The sequence below is a fragment of the Enterobacter sp. ku-bf2 genome, assembly GCF_001742765.1.
In the GTDB taxonomy this organism is placed as follows: domain Bacteria; phylum Pseudomonadota; class Gammaproteobacteria; order Enterobacterales; family Enterobacteriaceae; genus Enterobacter; species Enterobacter quasiroggenkampii.
In genome coordinates this window covers 1787711-1805826 of sequence record NZ_MDVW01000001.1, presented here as the reverse complement: position 1 = coordinate 1805826, position 18116 = coordinate 1787711, and the positions used below count along the sequence as shown (strand labels likewise).

At 61.9% G+C, this 18116-nt stretch carries 18 protein-coding genes; 10 read left to right on the top strand and 8 right to left on the bottom strand.

Annotated features, from left to right (window positions below; translation table 11 throughout):
• Window positions 1–3: 3 nt before the first annotated feature.
• From fepC to fepD, 3 genes are read right to left on the bottom strand one after another with little or no spacing between them, the layout of a single operon-like run.
• Complete coding sequence (gene fepC, locus BFG58_RS08635) at window positions 4–798, bottom strand: iron-enterobactin ABC transporter ATP-binding protein (RefSeq protein ID WP_069719621.1); 795 nt, start codon at window positions 796–798, stop codon at window positions 4–6.
• Window positions 795–1787: an iron-enterobactin ABC transporter permease gene (gene fepG, locus BFG58_RS08630; RefSeq protein WP_069719620.1), complete on the bottom strand. Its 993-nt coding sequence runs from the start codon at window positions 1785–1787 to the stop codon at window positions 795–797. Before fepG ends, fepC begins: the two co-directional genes overlap by 4 nt.
• Complete coding sequence (gene fepD, locus BFG58_RS08625; protein WP_069719619.1) at window positions 1784–2788, bottom strand: Fe(3+)-siderophore ABC transporter permease; 1005 nt, start codon at window positions 2786–2788, stop codon at window positions 1784–1786. Before fepD ends, fepG begins: the two co-directional genes overlap by 4 nt.
• Before the next feature lie 108 nt (window positions 2789–2896).
• Here fepD and entS point away from each other — a divergent pair, with 108 nt between their 5' ends.
• Complete coding sequence (gene entS / locus BFG58_RS08620; RefSeq protein WP_063621105.1) at window positions 2897–4132, top strand: enterobactin transporter EntS; 1236 nt, start codon at window positions 2897–2899, stop codon at window positions 4130–4132.
• A gap of 83 nt (window positions 4133–4215) precedes the next feature.
• Here entS and fepB read toward each other — a convergent pair whose 3' ends face one another.
• Window positions 4216–5175 (bottom strand): Fe2+-enterobactin ABC transporter substrate-binding protein, encoded by a 960-nt coding sequence (fepB, locus tag BFG58_RS08615; RefSeq protein WP_069719618.1) that lies wholly within the window; start codon window positions 5173–5175, stop codon window positions 4216–4218.
• Between the two features lie 188 nt (window positions 5176–5363).
• On the opposite strand from fepB, the gene entC reads away from it, so the two are divergent.
• The 7 genes from entC to BFG58_RS08580 all read left to right on the top strand — a co-directional run bounded on the left by entC (window position 5364) and on the right by BFG58_RS08580 (window position 12703).
• Window positions 5364–6539 (top strand): isochorismate synthase EntC, encoded by a 1176-nt coding sequence (entC, locus tag BFG58_RS08610; RefSeq protein ID WP_063621109.1) that lies wholly within the window; start codon window positions 5364–5366, stop codon window positions 6537–6539.
• Between the two features lie 9 nt (window positions 6540–6548).
• The gene (gene entE, locus BFG58_RS08605) at window positions 6549–8159 is read left to right on the top strand and encodes a (2,3-dihydroxybenzoyl)adenylate synthase EntE (RefSeq protein ID WP_063621111.1); all 1611 of its coding nucleotides are present in this window, start codon (window positions 6549–6551) and stop codon (window positions 8157–8159) included.
• Window positions 8160–8169: 10 nt separating this feature from the next.
• A complete protein-coding gene (locus tag BFG58_RS08600; protein ID WP_063621113.1) occupies window positions 8170–9024 on the top strand; it encodes an isochorismatase in 855 nt (284 codons plus the stop codon).
• The gene (gene entA, locus BFG58_RS08595) at window positions 9024–9776 is read left to right on the top strand and encodes a 2,3-dihydro-2,3-dihydroxybenzoate dehydrogenase EntA (protein ID WP_074180310.1); all 753 of its coding nucleotides are present in this window, start codon (window positions 9024–9026) and stop codon (window positions 9774–9776) included. The genes BFG58_RS08600 and entA overlap by 1 nt, the downstream gene beginning before the upstream one ends.
• The gene (entH, locus tag BFG58_RS08590) at window positions 9777–10190 is read left to right on the top strand and encodes a proofreading thioesterase EntH (protein WP_047745870.1); all 414 of its coding nucleotides are present in this window, start codon (window positions 9777–9779) and stop codon (window positions 10188–10190) included.
• 149 nt (window positions 10191–10339) lie between these two features.
• A complete protein-coding gene (cstA, locus tag BFG58_RS08585; protein WP_045909616.1) occupies window positions 10340–12445 on the top strand; it encodes a pyruvate/proton symporter CstA in 2106 nt (701 codons plus the stop codon).
• 60 nt (window positions 12446–12505) lie between these two features.
• Window positions 12506–12703, top strand: coding sequence for a YbdD/YjiX family protein (locus BFG58_RS08580; RefSeq protein ID WP_006809671.1), 198 nt, complete (start codon window positions 12506–12508; stop codon window positions 12701–12703).
• On the opposite strand, the gene BFG58_RS08575 is transcribed toward BFG58_RS08580, so the two are convergent.
• From BFG58_RS08575 to BFG58_RS08560, 4 genes are all read right to left on the bottom strand, one after another.
• The gene (locus BFG58_RS08575) at window positions 12700–13104 is read right to left on the bottom strand and encodes a helix-turn-helix domain-containing protein (RefSeq protein ID WP_045909615.1); all 405 of its coding nucleotides are present in this window, start codon (window positions 13102–13104) and stop codon (window positions 12700–12702) included. The two genes, BFG58_RS08580 and BFG58_RS08575, sit on opposite strands and share 4 nt — an antisense overlap.
• Window positions 13076–13381, bottom strand: coding sequence for a type II toxin-antitoxin system RelE/ParE family toxin (locus BFG58_RS08570; RefSeq protein ID WP_045909614.1), 306 nt, complete (start codon window positions 13379–13381; stop codon window positions 13076–13078). Before BFG58_RS08570 ends, BFG58_RS08575 begins: the two co-directional genes overlap by 29 nt.
• A 183-nt stretch (window positions 13382–13564) precedes the next feature.
• The gene (locus BFG58_RS08565; RefSeq protein WP_045909613.1) at window positions 13565–14308 is read right to left on the bottom strand and encodes an SDR family NAD(P)-dependent oxidoreductase; all 744 of its coding nucleotides are present in this window, start codon (window positions 14306–14308) and stop codon (window positions 13565–13567) included.
• A gap of 57 nt (window positions 14309–14365) precedes the next feature.
• Window positions 14366–15454 (bottom strand): oxidoreductase, encoded by a 1089-nt coding sequence (locus BFG58_RS08560; RefSeq protein ID WP_063621117.1) that lies wholly within the window; start codon window positions 15452–15454, stop codon window positions 14366–14368.
• Between the two features lie 159 nt (window positions 15455–15613).
• Between BFG58_RS08560 and BFG58_RS08555 the strand changes: the two genes are divergently transcribed.
• Together BFG58_RS08555 and BFG58_RS08550 are read left to right on the top strand one after the other, a co-directional pair.
• A complete protein-coding gene (locus BFG58_RS08555) occupies window positions 15614–17116 on the top strand; it encodes a sugar ABC transporter ATP-binding protein (RefSeq protein WP_063621119.1) in 1503 nt (500 codons plus the stop codon).
• Entirely contained in the window at window positions 17113–18108 is a 996-nt protein-coding gene (locus BFG58_RS08550) for an ABC transporter permease (RefSeq protein ID WP_045909610.1), read from the top strand. The genes BFG58_RS08555 and BFG58_RS08550 overlap by 4 nt, the downstream gene beginning before the upstream one ends.
• Window positions 18109–18116 lie beyond the last annotated feature (8 nt).

Genomic DNA, 18116 nt, shown 5'->3' with positions numbered 1-18116 from the left:
CAATTACCGTCGACCTAACGGCACCACCAGCGGCGTTCCCGCTACCGGATCGTCGATTATCATGCATCGCAGGCCGTAGATCCGCGCGATCAGCTCCGGCGTAACAATCTCCCTCGGCGCGCCCTGCGCCACAATCTCCCCGTCTCGCAAGGCAATCAGGTGCGTGGCATAGCGGCACGCCTGGTTTAAATCGTGCAGTACCGCCGCCAGGGTGTACCCCTGCGTGCGGTTCAGCTCGCTCAGCAGCTCCAGCAGGTCAATCTGGTGGCTGATATCCAGCCACGTTGTCGGCTCGTCCAGCAGCATGATGGAAGTTTCCTGCGCCAGCACCATCGCGATCCACGCGCGCTGACGCTGTCCGCCGGAAAGGGTATCCACGCTTTGCTGAGCGAGATCGGTAATGCCCGTCGCCTGCATCGCGCGGTTCACCGCCTCGTCGTCCTCTTTACGCCAGCGGGTAAACAGCGGCTGGTGCGGATAGCGCCCGCGCGAGACCAGCTCCTGAACCGTGATGTCCCCCGGCGTGGTGGCGTTTTGCGCCAGCAGCCCGATGCGCCTGGCCACCTCTTTGCTGGCGAAGCGCTGGATCTGCTCGCCGTCGAGAAGCACGCTCCCCGCAACCGGCGTCATCAGGCGGCTCAGGGTGCGCAGCAGGGTCGATTTCCCGCAGCCGTTCGGGCCGATAATCGCCGTGAAGTGGCCGTCCGGAATGGCGACGGATAAATCACGGGCAACGATTTTTTTGCCGTAGCCGAGAGTGAGATTTTCGCCGCGCAAGCGGGTGGTTGAATCTGTCATTTCTTGCGAGACTCCTGAACGAGCAAGACGATAAGGTAAATGCCGCCGAGGCTGACGGTCACCACGCCCACCGGAAGCTGGTAAGGCATAAACAGCCGCTGGGCGCAGAGATCGGCGGCCAGCAGCAGCAGCGCGCCGCACAGCGCCGCCTGAGTTAATCCCCAACGCGCCGTTCCGCTAAGACGTCGCGCGATATGCGGCGCCACGAGGGCGATAAACGAGATCGGCCCGGCGATGGCGGTGGAGGCGGCGGTCAGCAGTACGGCGACCAGCATCAGCATCAGGCGCGAGCGCTCAACGCCCACGCCCAGCGCGCAGGCGCTGTCGTCGCCCATTTCCAGCAGCCGCATGCGTCGTACCAGCAGCAGCGCGCCGATAAACATCAGCACAATCAGCGGTGCCGCGGGCCAGGTTTTGCCCCACGTCAGGCCGTTGAGGGAGCCCGCGTACCACAGCCCGGCGGAAAGCGCCGTTTCCAGCGAGGCCTGCAGCAGCAGCCAGGTATTGAAGGCCATCAGCATCGCACGGATGCCGATACCGATAATGATCAGCCGGAAGGTGTCGATGCCGTTGCGCCAGGCCAACAGCCAGATAACCAGCGACGTCAGAATGCCGCCCGCCATCGCCGTAAAGGTGATGGCCGTCAGGTGCTGGCCGAACAGTACCATCGCCACCAGCACGCCGCTCCAGGCCCCGGTATTGAGGCCCATCACGTCCGGGCTGCCGAGTGGGTTGCGCATCAGCGACTGGAAAATCGCACCGCTGACGCCGAGCGCCGCGCCCACCAGAATGGCCATCGCCACGCGCGGCAGTCGCCATTCGGTGACAACCAGGGTGATATTGCGCGGCGCGCTGCCGGTGAGGGCGTTAAACACCTGGGTGAAATCGAGCGTCACCGCGCCGCTGCGCAGGCTCAACGTTGCCAGCAGCAGAATGGCGATAACCAGCAGGGAGACGCAGGCGACTAAACGCCGGGACGGGGCCATCATGCGCTACCTCCGCGTCTACGTCGTACCAGGAAGATCAGTACCGGCGCACCGATAAAGGCGCTGACCACCGAGACGCGCAGCTCGCCGGGAACCAGCAGGCGGCCCAGCACGTCGGCAAACAGCAGCAGGGCAGGGGTCGCCAGCAGCGTGACCGGCAGGGACCAGCGGTGATCCGCCCCCACCAGCCAGCGCGCCATATGGGGCATCATCAGGCCGATAAAGGCAATCGGGCCGACCACGGCGGTCGCGCTGCCGCACAGTACGGTGATGGCCAGCAGGCCCGTCAGTTGCGTGCGCGCCACGCGGTTGCCGAGGGCGGTGGCGGTGTCGCTGCCGAGGCTCAGGCTGTTCAGCGCCCGGCTTAAAAACAGCGCCACGGCAGCGGCAATCATCACCGGGATCGCCACCACTTTCAGGGTTTCAAGAGTGCGGATATCCAGCGAACCGGCCTGCCAGAAGCGTAGCTGGTCGTAAACGTCCGGGTTGAGCAGGGCGATGCCGTTGGACAAGCCTTCCAGCACCGCGGCAAGCGCCACGCCCGCCAGCGTCAGGCGTACCGGGCTCAGCTGTCCGCCACCCTGGCTGCCGGTAAACGCCACCACCAGCGAGGCGGCCAGCGCGCCGCAGAAGGCCATTACCAGTTGCTCAGACGGAGAGGTGAAGCCGAACAGCGCCGCGCCGAGTACGATGGCAAAGCTGGCACCGGAGTTCACGCCGAGAATGCCGGGGTCCGCCAGCGGGTTACGGGTAAGGGTTTGCATCAACGCACCGGCAAGGCCGAGCGCGCCGCCGGCCAGCAGTCCGGCAAGGGTGCGGGGCAGGCGGGCGTCGAGCACGATGACGCAGTCGGCGCTCTGACAAGTGCCGGAGAGCGCATCAACGATAACGGAGGCGGGCAGCGGCTTGGCGCCGACCAGCAGGCTGAGTGCAATCGCCAGGCTCAATAGCAACAATAAAACGGGCACGGCAATGGCGCGCACCGAAGAAGAGGAAAACGACATAGCAACATCCATGATTTGATAATGATAGTGATTATCGTTATCTATCTTATTTGGCTATGTTAGCATGTGCGCCCATGGAATGGGTAGAATTACACTCAAGGCTTTGTCATGAATCAAAAATCCTGGCTGCTCAACCTCAGCCTGCTCAAAACGCACCCGGCGTATCGCGCCGTGTTTATTGCCCGCTTTATCTCCATTTTATCCCTCGGCCTGCTCGGCGTGGCCGTGCCGGTACAAATCCAGACGATGACGCACTCCAGCTGGCTGGTGGGGTTATCGGTGACGTTAACCGGCGGGGCGATGTTTATCGGTCTGATGGTCGGCGGCGTGCTGGCGGACCGCTACGAGCGTAAAAAGCTGATCCTGCTGGCACGCGGCACCTGCGGCGTGGGCTTTATCGGGCTGTGTCTGAACGCCATGCTGCCGGAGCCGTCGCTGATGGCCATATATGCCCTCGGGCTGTGGGACGGTTTCTTTGCCTCCTTAGGCGTGACAGCGCTGCTGGCGGCGACGCCCGCGCTGGTCGGGCGAGAAAATCTGATGCAGGCGGGGGCGATCACCATGCTCACCGTGCGCCTCGGCTCGGTGATTTCACCGATGGTCGGCGGCCTGCTGCTGGCGACCGGCAACGTGGCGTGGAACTACGGCCTGGCGGCGGCGGGGACGTTTATCACCACGCTGACGCTGCTGCGCCTGCCGCTGCTGCCACCTCCGCCGCAGCCGCGCGAGCATCCGCTGACATCACTGATGGCCGCTATTCGTTTTCTGTTCAGTAACCCGCTGATTGGCGGCATTGCGCTGCTTGGTGGCCTGCTGACCATGGCGAGCGCCGTGCGCGTGCTGTATCCGGCGTTAGCGGGAGAGTGGCGGATGAGCGCCTCGGAGATTGGCCTGCTGTACGCCGCGATTCCGCTCGGCGCGGCCTGCGGGGCGCTGACCAGCGGCAACCTGGCGCAGAGCGCGCGACCGGGGTTGATTATGCTGCTTGCCACGCTGGCCTCGTTTATCGCCATTGGCTTCTTTAGCCTGATGCCGGTCTGGGCGCTCGGGGTGATGTGTCTGGTGATCTTTGGCTGGCTGAGCGCCATCAGCTCGCTCTTGCAGTACACCCTGATCCAGACCCAGACGCCGGAAGGGATGCTCGGGCGCATCAACGGCCTGTGGACCGCGCAGAACGTCACGGGCGATGCCATCGGTGCGGCGATCCTCGGCGGGCTGGGGGCGATAATGAGCCCGGTGGCGTCGGCGAGCAGCAGCGGGTTTGTGTTAGCGATGGTTGGCGTGATTTTGTTAGTGGCGCTGGTGGAATTGCGGCGGTTCAGGCAGGAGAGTGCCCCTGTGTGATTTGCCGGGTGGCGGCTGCGCCTTACCCGGCCTACATTTTGCACCCGTAGGCCCGGTAAGCGAAGCGCCACCGGGCGCATGCATTACCCGAAAATTGCCTCTAAACGCTGCAACACCAACATCGCGCTGTAATAATCCAGGCGGAACGTCTCGGTTCCTAACGCCCACACGCGCTTGTTTTTCACCGACGGCAGGTGCGCCAGCAGCGGGTTAGCGTAAATCGCCGCCACGTCTTTCTGGTCGCCGGCAAACACAAACAGCCCTTCGCCGTTCAGTCCCGTCGCCAGGTTTTCGCCGCCCAGCTGGATAATGTCGTGGCGCTTGCCCTGGCTTGTTGAGGTCTGCAACCCGGCAGACAGGTCCGCCAGCGTAAAGCCCAGCTGGTGCAGCAGCTTGCCCTGCGCCGATTCGGCGGTCCACAGGTTGGCGGAATGCGCGGCGGCGGTGTAGACGATGGCGTTCACCGGCTGGGGCGGCAGCGTCATTTGCTGTTTCACCTGCGCGAGCTGTGTATCAAACGCGGCTATGCGCCCGGCGGCCTGCTTTTCGTGTCCGGCGATCGCGCCCAGCTGAGTCAGCAGCGCCTGCCAGCTCTTGTCGTCGTAGTTGATGATAAGCGTCGGCGCAATGGTGGAAAGCTGATCGTACAGCGCTAGCGCGGAATCCCCGCCGGTGGCGCTGATCAAAATCAGGTCCGGCATTTGCGCGGCCACCGCTTCTGCGCTCGGCTCGCCAATGTACAGCCGCGCTACCTTGCGCTGCTTCGCGATATCGCCCCACTGGCGCAGGAAGCCCTGTCCATCCGCCACGCGGTTGTTTGGCGTGGTCGCGCCGCTGGCGACGACCGGTGCGTCAATGGCCAGTAGGGAGCCGGTTAAGGTCACGCTGGTGGAGACAATGCGCGTCGGTTTGTGCTCAAGGGTATGTACCCCGCGGCTGTCAGTCACCTGACGCGGCCAGTCGGCGGCAGCGGCTGAGGTAAGTCCTAAAACAAAAAGCACGAATAAAAGCAGGGGATTACGGAAAACGGCAGGGAATTTCACAGCGCGGGATCCTGTTTTCGTTGAAGATAATGCTTCTCATTTTCATAGTTACCGCACCGGGATGCAAGCTTTTGTCGCACAAGTTATTTGCCCGACGGTTGACAGCGAAGCGATGTGGGATTAGGTTAGCCGACGAAAATATAAATGATAATCATTATTGCTTCTTTTATCATTTTGAGGAGGATGATATGGATACGTCCCTGGCTGAGGAAGTTCAGCACGCCGCAACCACGCTGGAATCAGACCGTTTTTTCTTTATGTCGCCTTACCGCAGCTTTACCACGTCCGGCTGCTTTGCCCGCTTCAGTGAACCCGCCGTCGGCGGTGACGATCCGGCGGGTCGCTTCCAGCAAAAATTAGCCCAGGCCTTCCGCACGGCAAAAGCCAGCGGTATTGCTCACCCGGTGATGGTGGGGGCGATCCCGTTCGACACCCGCAAGCCTTCGTCGCTGTTTATTCCGCAACGCTGGGAGACCTTTTCCCGTCCCGCACGTCAGCAGTCCGCACGCTATTTTTCCGGCGCGCAGGCGCTGAAGGTGGCACAACGCACCGAGATCCCGCCGCAGCCCGTCTTCGAAGAGATGGTCGCTCGCGCCGCGTCGCTGACCGCCACGCCGCAGGTGAACAAGGTGGTGCTGTCACGCCTGATTGATATCGCAACCGACAAACGCATGGACAGCGGTGCCCTGATGGAGCGCCTGATCGCCCAGAACCCGGCGAGCTTCAACTTCCACGTGCCGCTGGAAGACGGCGGCGTGCTGCTGGGCGCCAGCCCGGAGCTGCTGCTGCGCAAAGAGGGGGCGCACTTTAGCTCGCTGCCGTTGGCAGGCTCCGCGCGCCGTCAGCCGGACGATGTGCTGGATCGCGAAGCGGGCAATAAGCTGCTGGCCTCCGAAAAGGACCGTCACGAGCACGACCTGGTCACCCAGGCGATGAGGGCCATTCTGGCACCGCGCAGCCACCATCTCAGCATGCCTGATTCTCCTCAGTTGATTACCACGCCGACGCTGTGGCATCTGGCGACGCCGGTGGAAGGCGAGGCGCGTGAAAACGAGAACGCCCTGACCCTGGCCTGCCTGCTGCACCCGACCCCGGCGCTGAGCGGCTTCCCGCATCAGGCGGCGAAAGAGCTGATTGCCGAGCTGGAGCCGTTCGACCGCGAGCTGTTTGGCGGCATCGTTGGCTGGTGCGACAGCGAAGGCAACGGCGAGTGGGTGGTGACCATCCGCTGCGCACGTCTTCGTGAAAATACCGTTCGCCTGTTTGCCGGTGCGGGCATTGTGCCTGCCTCCTCCCCGGTGGGCGAGTGGCGCGAGACGGGCGTGAAGCTCTCTACCATGCTCAACGTGTTTGGTTTGCACTAAGGAAGACTCATGACCATTCCCTTTACCCGCTGGCCTGAGGCATTTGCCCGCCGCTACCGTGAAAAAGGCTACTGGCAGGATCTGCCGTTGACCCACATCCTGACGGATCGGGCGGACAGCGATGCGGTGGCGATTATCGATGGCGATCGCCACATTACCTACCGCGCGCTGAATCAGGCCGTAAACAACCTGGCCTCAGCCCTTCAGGCGCGTGGGCTGCAGCGTGGCGAGACGGCGCTGGTGCAGCTTGGCAACGTGGCCGAGTTCTACATGACCTTCTTCGCGTTGCTGCAAATTGGCGTCGCGCCGGTCAACGCGCTCTTTAGCCACCAGCGCAGCGAGCTGAACGCCTACGCGGCGCAGATCAACCCCGCCGTGCTGATCGCCGATCGCGACCATGCGCTGTTTGCGGGCGATGATTTTCTTCATGCCTTTGTGGATGAGCATCGCTCGGTGCGCGTCGTGCTCCTGCGCGGCGATAAGGGTGAATATGCCCTGGACGCGGCGATTACGCGTCCGGCGGACAATTTTATCCCTAACCCGACGCCCGCCGACGAAGTGGCGTTCTTCCAGCTCTCCGGCGGCAGCACCGGCACGCCGAAGCTGATCCCGCGGACACACAACGACTACGACTACAGCATTCGCCGCAGCAACGAGATCTGCGGTATCACTGCGCATACCCGGTATCTGAACGCGCTGCCCGCGGCGCACAACTACGCCATGAGCTCGCCGGGGTCGTTAGGCGTCTTTACCGCGGGCGGCTGCGTGGTGCTGGCGAACGATCCGAGCGCCACGCTCTGCTTCCCGCTGATCGAACAGCATCAGATTAACGTCACCTCGCTGGTCCCGCCGGCGGTCAGCCTCTGGCTGCAGGCGATTGCCGACGGCGCGGGCAACACCCAGCTTGCGTCGCTGAAGCTGCTCCAGGTGGGCGGCGCACGGCTCTCTTCCACGCTCGCGGCGCGCATTCCGCTGGAGATTGGCTGCCAGCTGCAGCAGGTGTTCGGCATGGCAGAAGGGCTGGTGAACTACACCGCGCTCGACGACGCGCCGGAACGCATCATCAACACCCAGGGCCGACCGATGTGTCCGGACGACGAAGTGTGGGTGGCGGACGAGCACGGCAACCCGCTGCCGTGCGGGGAAGTCGGGCGCCTGATGACGCGCGGCCCGTACACCTTCCGCGGCTATTTCAACAGCCCGGAACACAACGCCAGCGCCTTCGACGCCGACGGCTTTTACTGTTCCGGGGATCTGATCGCCATTGACGAGCAGGGCTACATCACCGTGCAGGGGCGTGAGAAAGATCAGATCAACCGCGGCGGCGAGAAGATTGCTGCCGAAGAGATCGAGAACCTGCTGCTGCGCCATGAGTCGGTGATCCACGCCGCGCTGGTGAGCATGGAGGATAGCCTGCTGGGTGAGAAGAGCTGCGCGTATCTGGTGGTGAAACAGCCCCTGCGCGCGGTCGAGGTGCGTCGCTTCCTGCGCGAGCAGGGCGTCGCCGAATTCAAGCTGCCGGACCGCGTGGAGAGCGTGGATGCGCTCCCGCTGACGCCGGTCGGCAAAGTCGATAAGAAACAGTTGCGCCTGTGGCTTGCTGAACGCGCCCGGGGCTGAGGAAAAGAATATGGCCATTCCAAAATTAACCGCTTACGCGCTGCCGACCGCCGCAGACTTGCCGACCAGCAAGGTGAACTGGGCGTTTGAGCCCGAGCGCGCGGCGCTGCTGATCCACGATATGCAGGAGTATTTCCTGAACTTCTGGGGCGAAAACAGCGAGATGATGCAGCAGGTGGTGGCGAACATCGCCAAACTGCGCGCCTGGTGCAAAGAACACAATATCCCGGTGTACTACACCGCGCAGCCAAAAGAGCAGAGCGACGACGATCGCGCCCTGTTGAACGACATGTGGGGCCCGGGCCTGACCCGTTCGCCGGAGCAGCAGCGCATCGTCGCCGAGCTGGCGCCGGACGAAGCGGACACGGTGCTGGTGAAGTGGCGCTACAGCGCGTTCCACCGCTCGCCGCTGGAGCAGATGTTGAAAGAGACGGGCCGCAACCAGTTGCTGATTACCGGCGTGTACGCCCACATCGGCTGCATGACCACCGCTACCGATGCCTTTATGCGCGACATTAAGCCGTTCTTCATTGCCGACGCGCTGGCGGATTTCACCCGTGATGAGCACCTGATGTCGCTGAACTATGTGGCCGGACGCTCGGGCCGCGTGGTAATGACGGACGAACTGCTGCCGTCCGTTCCGGCCTCGAAGACCGCGCTGCGCGAGCTTATTCTGCCGCTGCTGGATGATTCCGACGAGCCGATGGATGACGAAAACCTGATCGACTACGGCCTGGATTCAGTGCGCATGATGGCGCTGGCCGCCCGCTGGCGCAAAGTACACGGCGATATCGACTTCGTGATGCTGGCGAAAAATCCGACCCTCGCCGCCTGGTGGGCGCTGCTTTCCCGCGAGGTGAAGTGATGGGATGGGATTTCACCGGTAAAACCGTCTGGGTGACGGGCGCGGGGAAGGGGATTGGCTACGCGACCGCACTGGCATTTGCCGAAGCCGGCGCGCAGGTGACCGGGTTCGATTTGGCCTTCCCGCAGGATCACTATCCGTTTACCACCGAAACGCTGGACGTGGCGGATGCCGCGCAGGTGCATGAGGTGTGCGGGCGCGTGCTGGCTTCGCTCGAACGGCTGGACGTGCTGGTTAACGCGGCGGGCATTCTGCGCATGGGGGCGACGGACCAGCTCTCGCAGAAGGACTGGCAGGACACCTTTGCGGTCAACGTTGGCGGTGCATTCAATCTGTTCCAGCAGACCATGGGGCAGTTCCGCCGTCAGCAGGGCGGGGCGATTGTTACCGTGGCGTCCGACGCGGCGCACGCGCCGCGCATCGGCATGAGCGCCTATGGCGCATCGAAAGCGGCGCTGAAAAGCCTGGCCCTGACCGTCGGGCTGGAGCTGGCAGGCAGCGGCGTGCGCTGCAATCTGGTGTCGCCGGGCTCAACGGACACCGATATGCAGCGCACCCTGTGGAAAGGCGACGATGCGGAGCAGCAGCGCATTCGCGGCTTCGGCGAGCAGTTTAAACTCGGTATTCCGCTGGGCAAAATTGCCCGTCCTCAGGAGATAGCTGCGACCGTGATATTCCTTGCCTCCGATGCCGCCAGCCATATCACCCTGCAGGATATCGTGGTGGACGGCGGCTCCACGCTGGGGGCGTAAATGATCTGGAAACGTCATTTATCGCTTGAGGAACTGAACGCCACCAGCGTGAATACCCTGGTGGCGAACCTGGGCATCGTCTATACCCGCCTCGGGGACGACACGCTGGAAGCGGAGATGCCGGTGGATGCGCGTACCCATCAGCCGTTTGGCCTGCTCCACGGCGGGGCCTCGGCGGCGCTGGCGGAAACGCTCGGCTCAATGGCCGGATTTCTGATGACCCGCGACGGGCAGAGCGTGGTGGGAACGGAGCTGAACGCCACGCATCATCGGGCGGTATCCCACGGCACGGTTCGCGGCGTGTGTCAGCCGCTGCATCTTGGGCGTTCGAGCCAGAGCTGGGAGATAGGGGTTTTCGACGAGCAGGGGCGGCGGTGCTGTACCTGCCGGTTGAGTACGATGGTGCTGGGCTAGCCCAGGCAGATCAAAGTGATCGGCTTAACACTGTGGTGTAAATCTCTGGTTTGACCACGCATTATTGCGTTTCAAAGTTGTTAAATTTTTCCGGTTGTTCTAGAAACAAAATGTAACATCTCACTGTTTCACAACAACGGACAACAACTATGAACAACTCAGGGAAATACCTTACATGGGCAGGGCTCTCCGTTGTGGGAGCCTTTGCCCTGGGCTACATCGCCCTCAACCGGGGGGAGCAGATCAACGCGCTCTGGATCGTCGTTGCCTCGGTCTGCGTTTACCTGATCGCCTATCGTTTTTATGGTCGCTATATCGCTAAAAATGTTCTGGCGGTCGATAGCACCCGCATGACGCCTGCCGTCCGCCATAACGACGGTCTGGACTACGTGCCGACCGACAAGAAAGTGCTGTTCGGTCACCATTTTGCGGCGATCGCCGGGGCAGGCCCGCTGGTGGGCCCGGTGCTGGCGGCGCAAATGGGCTACCTGCCGGGGATGATCTGGATCCTCGCCGGGGTGGTGCTGGCGGGGGCGGTGCAGGACTTTATGGTGCTGTTCGTCTCCACCCGCCGCGACGGGCGTTCGCTGGGTGAGCTGGTGAAAGAGGAGATGGGGGCCACGGCCGGGGTGATTGCGCTGGTGGCGACCTTTATGATCATGGTGATCATCCTCGCGGTGCTGGCGATGATCGTAGTGAAAGCGTTGACCCACAGCCCGTGGGGAACGTATACCGTAGCCTTTACCATTCCGCTGGCGCTGTTCATGGGGATCTACATCCGCTACCTGCGTCCGGGCCGCATTGGTGAAGTGTCGGTGATTGGTCTGGTGTTGCTCGTGTTCGCCATTATCTCCGGCGGCTGGGTGGCGGAAAGCCCGACCTGGGCACCGTTCTTCGACTTTACCGGTGTACAGCTGACCTGGATGCTGGTGGGCTACGGCTTTGTGGCGGCGGTGCTGCCGGTGTGGCTGCTGCTGGCCCCGCGCGACTACCTTTCAACGTTCCTGAAAATCGGCACCATCGTCGGGCTGGCAATCGGCATTCTGATTATGCGCCCGACCCTGACCATGCCGGCATTAACCAAATTTATCGACGGCACCGGCCCGGTCTGGACCGGCAACCTGTTCCCGTTCCTGTTTATTACCATTGCCTGCGGTGCGGTGTCGGGCTTCCACGCGCTGATCGCCTCCGGGACGACGCCGAAGATGCTGGCGAATGAAAATCAGGCCTGCCTGATTGGCTACGGCGGCATGCTGATGGAGTCCTTCGTGGCCATCATGGCGCTGGTCTCCGCCTGCATTATCGATCCGGGCGTCTACTTCGCGATGAACAGCCCGATGGCGGTCCTGGCTCCGGCCGGTACCGTTGACGTGGTGGCATCTGCCGCGCAGGTGGTGAGCGGCTGGGGCTTCGCGATTACCCCTGATACGTTGACGAGCATCGCCAGCGAAGTGGGCGAGCAGTCCATTATCTCCCGCGCGGGCGGGGCGCCGACGCTGGCGGTGGGCATGGCGTATATTCTCCACGGCGCGCTGGGCGGGCTGATGGACGTGTCGTTCTGGTATCACTTCGCCATTCTGTTTGAAGCGCTGTTTATCCTGACGGCGGTGGATGCGGGAACCCGTGCGGCGCGCTTTATGCTGCAGGATCTGCTGGGCGTCATCTCCCCGAACCTGAAGCGGACCGACTCGCTCCCGGCTAACCTGCTGGCGACGGCGTTGTGCGTGCTGGCGTGGGGCTATTTCCTGCATCAGGGCGTGGTCGATCCGCTGGGCGGGATTAACACCCTGTGGCCGCTGTTCGGTATCGCCAACCAGATGCTGGCGGGCATGGCGCTGATGCTCTGCGCGGTGGTGCTGTTCAAGATGAAGCGCCAGCGCTATGCGTGGGTGGCGCTGGTGCCTACCGCGTGGCTGCTGATCTGTACCCTGACGGCGGGCTGGCAGAAGGCCTTCAGTCCGGATAATAAGGTGGGCTTCCTGGCAATTGCCAACAAGTTCCAGGCGATGATCGACAGCGGCAAGATCCCGGCACAGTACACCGAATCACAGCTGTCGCAGCTGGTGTTTAACAACCGTCTGGACGCCGGGCTGACCATCTTCTTTATGGTGGTGGTCGTGGTGCTGGCGTTGTATTCTCTCAAGACCGCGCTGGCGGCATTGAAAGTCGACACGCCAACGGCGAAAGAGACGCCGTATGAGCCAATGCCTGAAAACCTGGAAGAGATTGTGACCCAGGCGAAAGGGGCGCACTAACCTTTGTGCCGGGTAGCGGCTTCGCCTTACCCGGCCTACATTCCCTGTGAGATCAGAATCATGTTCGACACCCTTTCCAAAGCCGGTAAGTACCTGGGCCAGGCCGCCAAAATGATGATTGGCGTGCCGGACTACGACAACTACGTCGAGCATATGCGCGTCAATCATCCGGACCAGACGCCAATGACCTACGAAGAGTTTTTCCGTGACCGCCAGGACGCCCGCTACGGCGGCAAGGGCGGAGCGAAGTGCTGTTAACCCTCTTTCGGAAGATAGAGGCTGATCTGCTCCTGCTTACAGCCGTAGATCGCTGCCAGCTTTTCACGGGTGCGCTTTTGCGGACGGGAGTCCAGCGCTTCCAGCTGTGACACGGCGGACTGGCTGATGCCGAGTTTCTCCGCCACCTCCTGCTGGGATAGCCCGCGCAGGATACGCCACGCGGCCTGCAGGCTGACGTTCTGCCAGGTCATGATGCTGCACACTTCTCCGGGCAATTCCACGTCATCCAGACTATCGTGTTCGACCTCAATATCCTCCAGATCGTCATCGGTTTCGTCGTCAATTTCTGACATCTGTAAGAGCATACGAAAATATTCGTGATAGGGAATAACGGCGTACTGCGTTTTCCCGTTATCGTCCTTGATTAGCTGTACAGCCATAGGTGGCACTCTCCTCATGCAGGTAAGTCGTTGAAGTTCTGCGCTTGACGGCTAAAACATAACAATGGTTATCGGGATCGTCCCGAAGCGTATAGATGATGCGGTAATCGCCAACGCGTAGCCGGAAATGATTTTCGGTCGCCGATATTTTTTTGATATCGGGCCGGGGAGCTGAACGGTCATCCAGCTCATTAAGCTTTACCTCAATGCGGTGCTGATACCGCTCGTCAATCTTTGAAAACGCCTTCTTTGCACCATTGGACCAGACAATCTTCATCCGTACCTCCACTGTACGCCCACACAAAATATAAGGAAATAATAAGACTATTAGATAAATTCCGAATTTCTTATGGGGTACTGTAGAGCGGAGAAAAAATACAGGTAAGAGGCAAAACGCAAACCGTCGAGGCGCCTCGAGAAGGCCTCTGCCGGGCGACAGAGGCTTGCAGGAAATATGCGATCAGGCGTTCAACCCGCCGTCGACATCCAGCCCTGTGCCGGAGATCTGCCCGGCGGCCGGGCTGGCGAGGAAGGTGACCGCCGCCGCGATGTCTTCCGGCTGGCCGTAGTGACCGACTGCGATCATCTGGCGCTGGGCTTCCGCTTGTTCGCCGTCTTCCGGGTTCATATCGCTGTTGGTGGGGCCGGGGTGGACAAGGTTAACGGTAATACCGCGCGGGCCCAGATCGCGCGCCAGGCCGCGGGTGAGGGAGTTAAGGGCAGACTTGGTCATCGAGTAAACGGCAATACCCGGCATCGCCACGCGGTTGGCCAGACAGCTGCCGATGTTGATAATGCGCCCGCCGTCGGACATGTGCACCAGCGCTTCCTGAATGGCGATCACCACGCCGCGAATGTTGACGTTGATGAGCGCGTCGATGTCCGCCAGGGTCATGGACTCAAGCGGGCCGCCGCGCGCGATACCCGCGTTGTTGACCAGAATGTCCAGCCCGCCAAGGGAACGTGCTGCATGGGTGACGGCATCCTGAATCGCCTGCGCGCTGGCGCTGTCGGCCTGCACAGCTTCGCTGTGTCGTCCCAGCGCCTTAATCTCCTCAGCGACCGCCTGGGCTTTATCGGCAGATTTTTCATACGTAATAATCACATCCGCACCGGCGCGCGCCAGCGACAGTGCAATAGCCCGACCCAACCCGCGGCTGGCACCGGTAACCAGCGCCTTTTTACCTGTTAAATCGATCTGCATGATGACCTCGTTACGAGAGTGGTAAGAATCATCATTAGGTATAGACGGTCAGGGAGATTAACGGCTGAAGTATTCCACCTTCTCAAACGCCGCGCGCAGAACCTCAGGCGTTAACGTCACCGGCAGATAATGAATTGACTCCACCGGACGCAGAGTGTGGGCAATCACCTTATCCAGCTCGTCGCGGTTGTGAATATCGACCTCCAGCGCGCGAAGCGTGGTCGGGAGGTTAAAGCGTCGGTACGCCGAGACCAGCTGCGCCAGCACGTCGTCCTGGCCGAGCAGGGCGCTCTGCACCAGAATGCCGTAGGCCACCTTGGTGCCGTGGAGGTATTTTTCCGTCTGCGGCAGCACGGTTAAACCGTTGTGCACCGCATGCGCCGCCGCCACGCGGGTATAGCGCTCGCCCAGACCGCCGACCATCCCGCCGCCGGCGATTATTGCATCCACCACGTCCCGAAAGATCTGCGTCTGTTCGCCGCGCTGCTGGTCGGCCAGCGCTTCCTCACTGTGCTCCAGCAGCACGTCGCGGATCGCCAGCGCGCCGTTGATGCCCAGCCGCACGGTCAGCGGCAGGTTTTCAGGCTGCGGAGCAAGCACTACCGCTTCGTACCACTTCGCCAGCGTATCGCCGATACCCGCCAGCAGGTATTCCGCGGGTGCGTTGAGAATGATCTGTGGCTCTACCAGCACCAGGAAGTTGGCGTCATCGAAGATCTCAAAATGCAGCGCCTGCCCGGCATCGTTGTACCAGACGGAGAGCGGGGTCCATGCCGCGCAGGTCGCGGCAATGGTGGGGATACCCACGAACGGCACGCCCAGACGACGCGCCACGGCCTTGACGGTATCCAGCACCGCGCCGCCGCCGACGCCAATCACCACGCTGGCGTCACTGCCGGATTCGTTCACCAGATGGATGACGTCGCGCTCGCTGCAGTGGCCTTTAAACAGCAGGTGTTTCGCCCCCGGCGCGTGAAAGCTCTCCGGCAGGAACGGGCGCGCGCCGTCGATAGCGCGCTCGCCGTAAATCCACACCGCGCGGGAAAGCTGCTCCTGGGTAAAGAAGTCATTCAGATGCGCAAGGCTTCCGGGATGGGAGAAGTAGTTCGCCGGGCCAGGCACGACGCGGATATCGGTGTTGCTCATGGTGTTGTCCTTTTTTAGCAAGCGCTAACCCGATGTTATGTCTGGACATCCGGATGGCTAATAATATTTCGCTTTAACTTATGCCTTTTCCGTCGTTGTCAGTCAACCGGAGCTGTGAAAAATTCGATAAATCAGAAGAGTTATGAAGGATTTACGCGGATGGTTTCCAGTCGCCTTGAGATGCGCGGTATCAGCCTGGCCTTTTCCGGCTTTCAGGCGCTGTCGCGCGTGAACTTCACCTTAACCGGCGGATCGGTACATGCGCTGACCGGCGCCAACGGCGCGGGGAAATCGACGCTGATGGCGGTGCTGTGCGGGACGCACGACCACTATGAAGGCGAAATCTCCATTAATAACCAGCCGGTAAGCATCCGCGAGCCGCTCGATGCCAAACGGCTGGGGATCCACCTCGTGCAGCAGGAAGTGGACGTGGCGCTGATCCCGGGGTTAAGCATCGCCGAGAACATCATGCTCGACCAGCTGGCGCAGCCGGGGCATCGCTTCCGCTGGCGCGCCGTCCGCCAGCAGGCGAGACAGGCGCTGGCGCAGCTTGACGTTACGCTGGACGTCCGCCGTTCCATCGACAGCTGCACGCTTGCCGAAAAGCAGCAGATTTTGCTGGCGCGCGCCCTGTCACACCACTGCCGTTTTCTCATTCTTGATGAGCCCACCGCGCCGCTGGACGCGCACGAGAGCGAGCGCCTGTTTGCGGTGGTGAGACGGTTAAAGCAGCAGGGCATCGGCGTGGTGTTTATCTCCCACCGCATTCACGAGCTGAAGGCCATCTGCGACACCCTGACGGTGCTGCGCGACGGCAAGCTGATCGAGTCCGGCCCGATGGCCAATCTCAGCGGCGAAGCGATCGTCGAGAAGATGCTCGGCCACGTGCTGAGCGATATCTACCCGCCCGCGCGGCCGCCGCACGGCGACGAAACGTTGCTGCGGGTAGAAGGGCTGCACGACGACGCGCTGCTGAAAGATATCTCCTTGCACCTGCGTAAGGGCGAAATTCTCGGTATTGCCGGGCTGGCGGGCGCGGGCAAAACCGAACTCTGTAAGGCGCTGTTTGGCGCCAGCAAAAGCCGCGTGTCGCGCGGTGAGTTGAATCAACAGCCCTGGCAGCCGCGCGATCCGGCGGACTCGGTGCTGCGCGGCCTGGCGCTGGTGCCGGAAGAGCGGCGTAAAGAGGGCATTTTTATCGACGAGCCGGTGAGCATGAACCTTGCCGTGTGCGCCGATAACAGCTTCTCGCGCTGGAGCCTGTTCGGCCATCGTCAGGCGTGGCGCTGGGCGGAGGAGGTGATCGCCCGCGTCGGCGTGCGCGCCCGCGGTCCCGGACAGGTTTTGCGACGTTTGTCCGGCGGCAACCAGCAGAAGGTCGCCATCGGCAAGTGGCTGCGCAATGACGCGAGTGTGCTGATCTTCGACGAGCCGACCAAAGGCGTGGACGTGAAGGCCAAAACCGATCTGTTCCAGTTGATCGACGGCCTGGCGCGTGAGGGCAAAGGGGTGATTTACGCCTCCGGCGAGTTTGCCGAGCTGGTCGGGCTGTGCGACCGCATCTGCGTGCTGTGGGACGGGCGCATCGTGGCGGAAATCGCCGGGGCCGAGGCCCGTGAAGAGACACTACTTTATTATTCAACCGGAGGAACGGCGTCGTGAGCAAGGCCCTTTCAGTAAACGCGACGGCGTCTGGCCGTCAGCAGATTTTCGATTTTCTCTACAAGTGGGGCATGCTGTTAACCGTCGTCGCGCTGGTGGCCGTCTTTGGCCTGGCGTCGGACAGCTTCCTCGATCCAAACAACATCATCAATATTCTGCGTTCGATTGCCATCGTGACGGTGATAGCCATCGGCGTGTCGATATCGCTGACCATCGGCGGGTTCGATCTCTCCGTAGGATCGACCGCGTCGCTGGCGAACGCGCTGGTGATTTCCCTTTTCGTCTGGCACGGCTTCGGCACCACCGAGTCGATTCTGATCACCCTCGCGCTCTGCACGCTGGTGGGTCTGTTTAACGCCTTTCTGATCGTCATCCTGCGCATTCCGGACATGCTCGCGACGCTGGCCAGCCTGTTTGTGATCCAGGGCGTGGCGATGACCTACAGCTACGGCGGGTCGATTACCGAGAACATGGTGCTGCCGAGCGGTGACATGGCGGAAGGCACCATTCCGGCGACGTTCAGCCTGCTGGGGCAGGTGCCGACGATCGTGATCATCATGCTGGTGGTGACAGTTCTGGCGCAGCTGGGGCTGTCGCTCACCACTCACGGTCGTCGGATGTACGCCATTGGCGGTAACCCGGAAGCGGCGCGCCTCTCAGGGATTCGCACCACCCGCTACAAGGTGGCGGCCTACGTGATTGCCTCCCTGCTGGCGGGCCTGGGCGGGATTTTGCTAGCCTCGCGCATTGGCTCGTCGCAGGTAAACGCGGGCGGCGGTTACCTGATGGATGCGGTGGCGGCGGCGTGGATTGGTTTCTCGCTGGCCGGGTCCGGCAAGCCGAATGCGCTGGGGACCCTGGTGGGGGCGGTTATTCTCGGCGTGCTGTCGAACGGGCTGGTGATGCTCTCCGTGCCGTATTACGCCATGGACATTATAAAAGGGCTGGTGCTCGCGGTAGCGCTGGCGATTACGTACATACAAAAACGCTGACAACACAA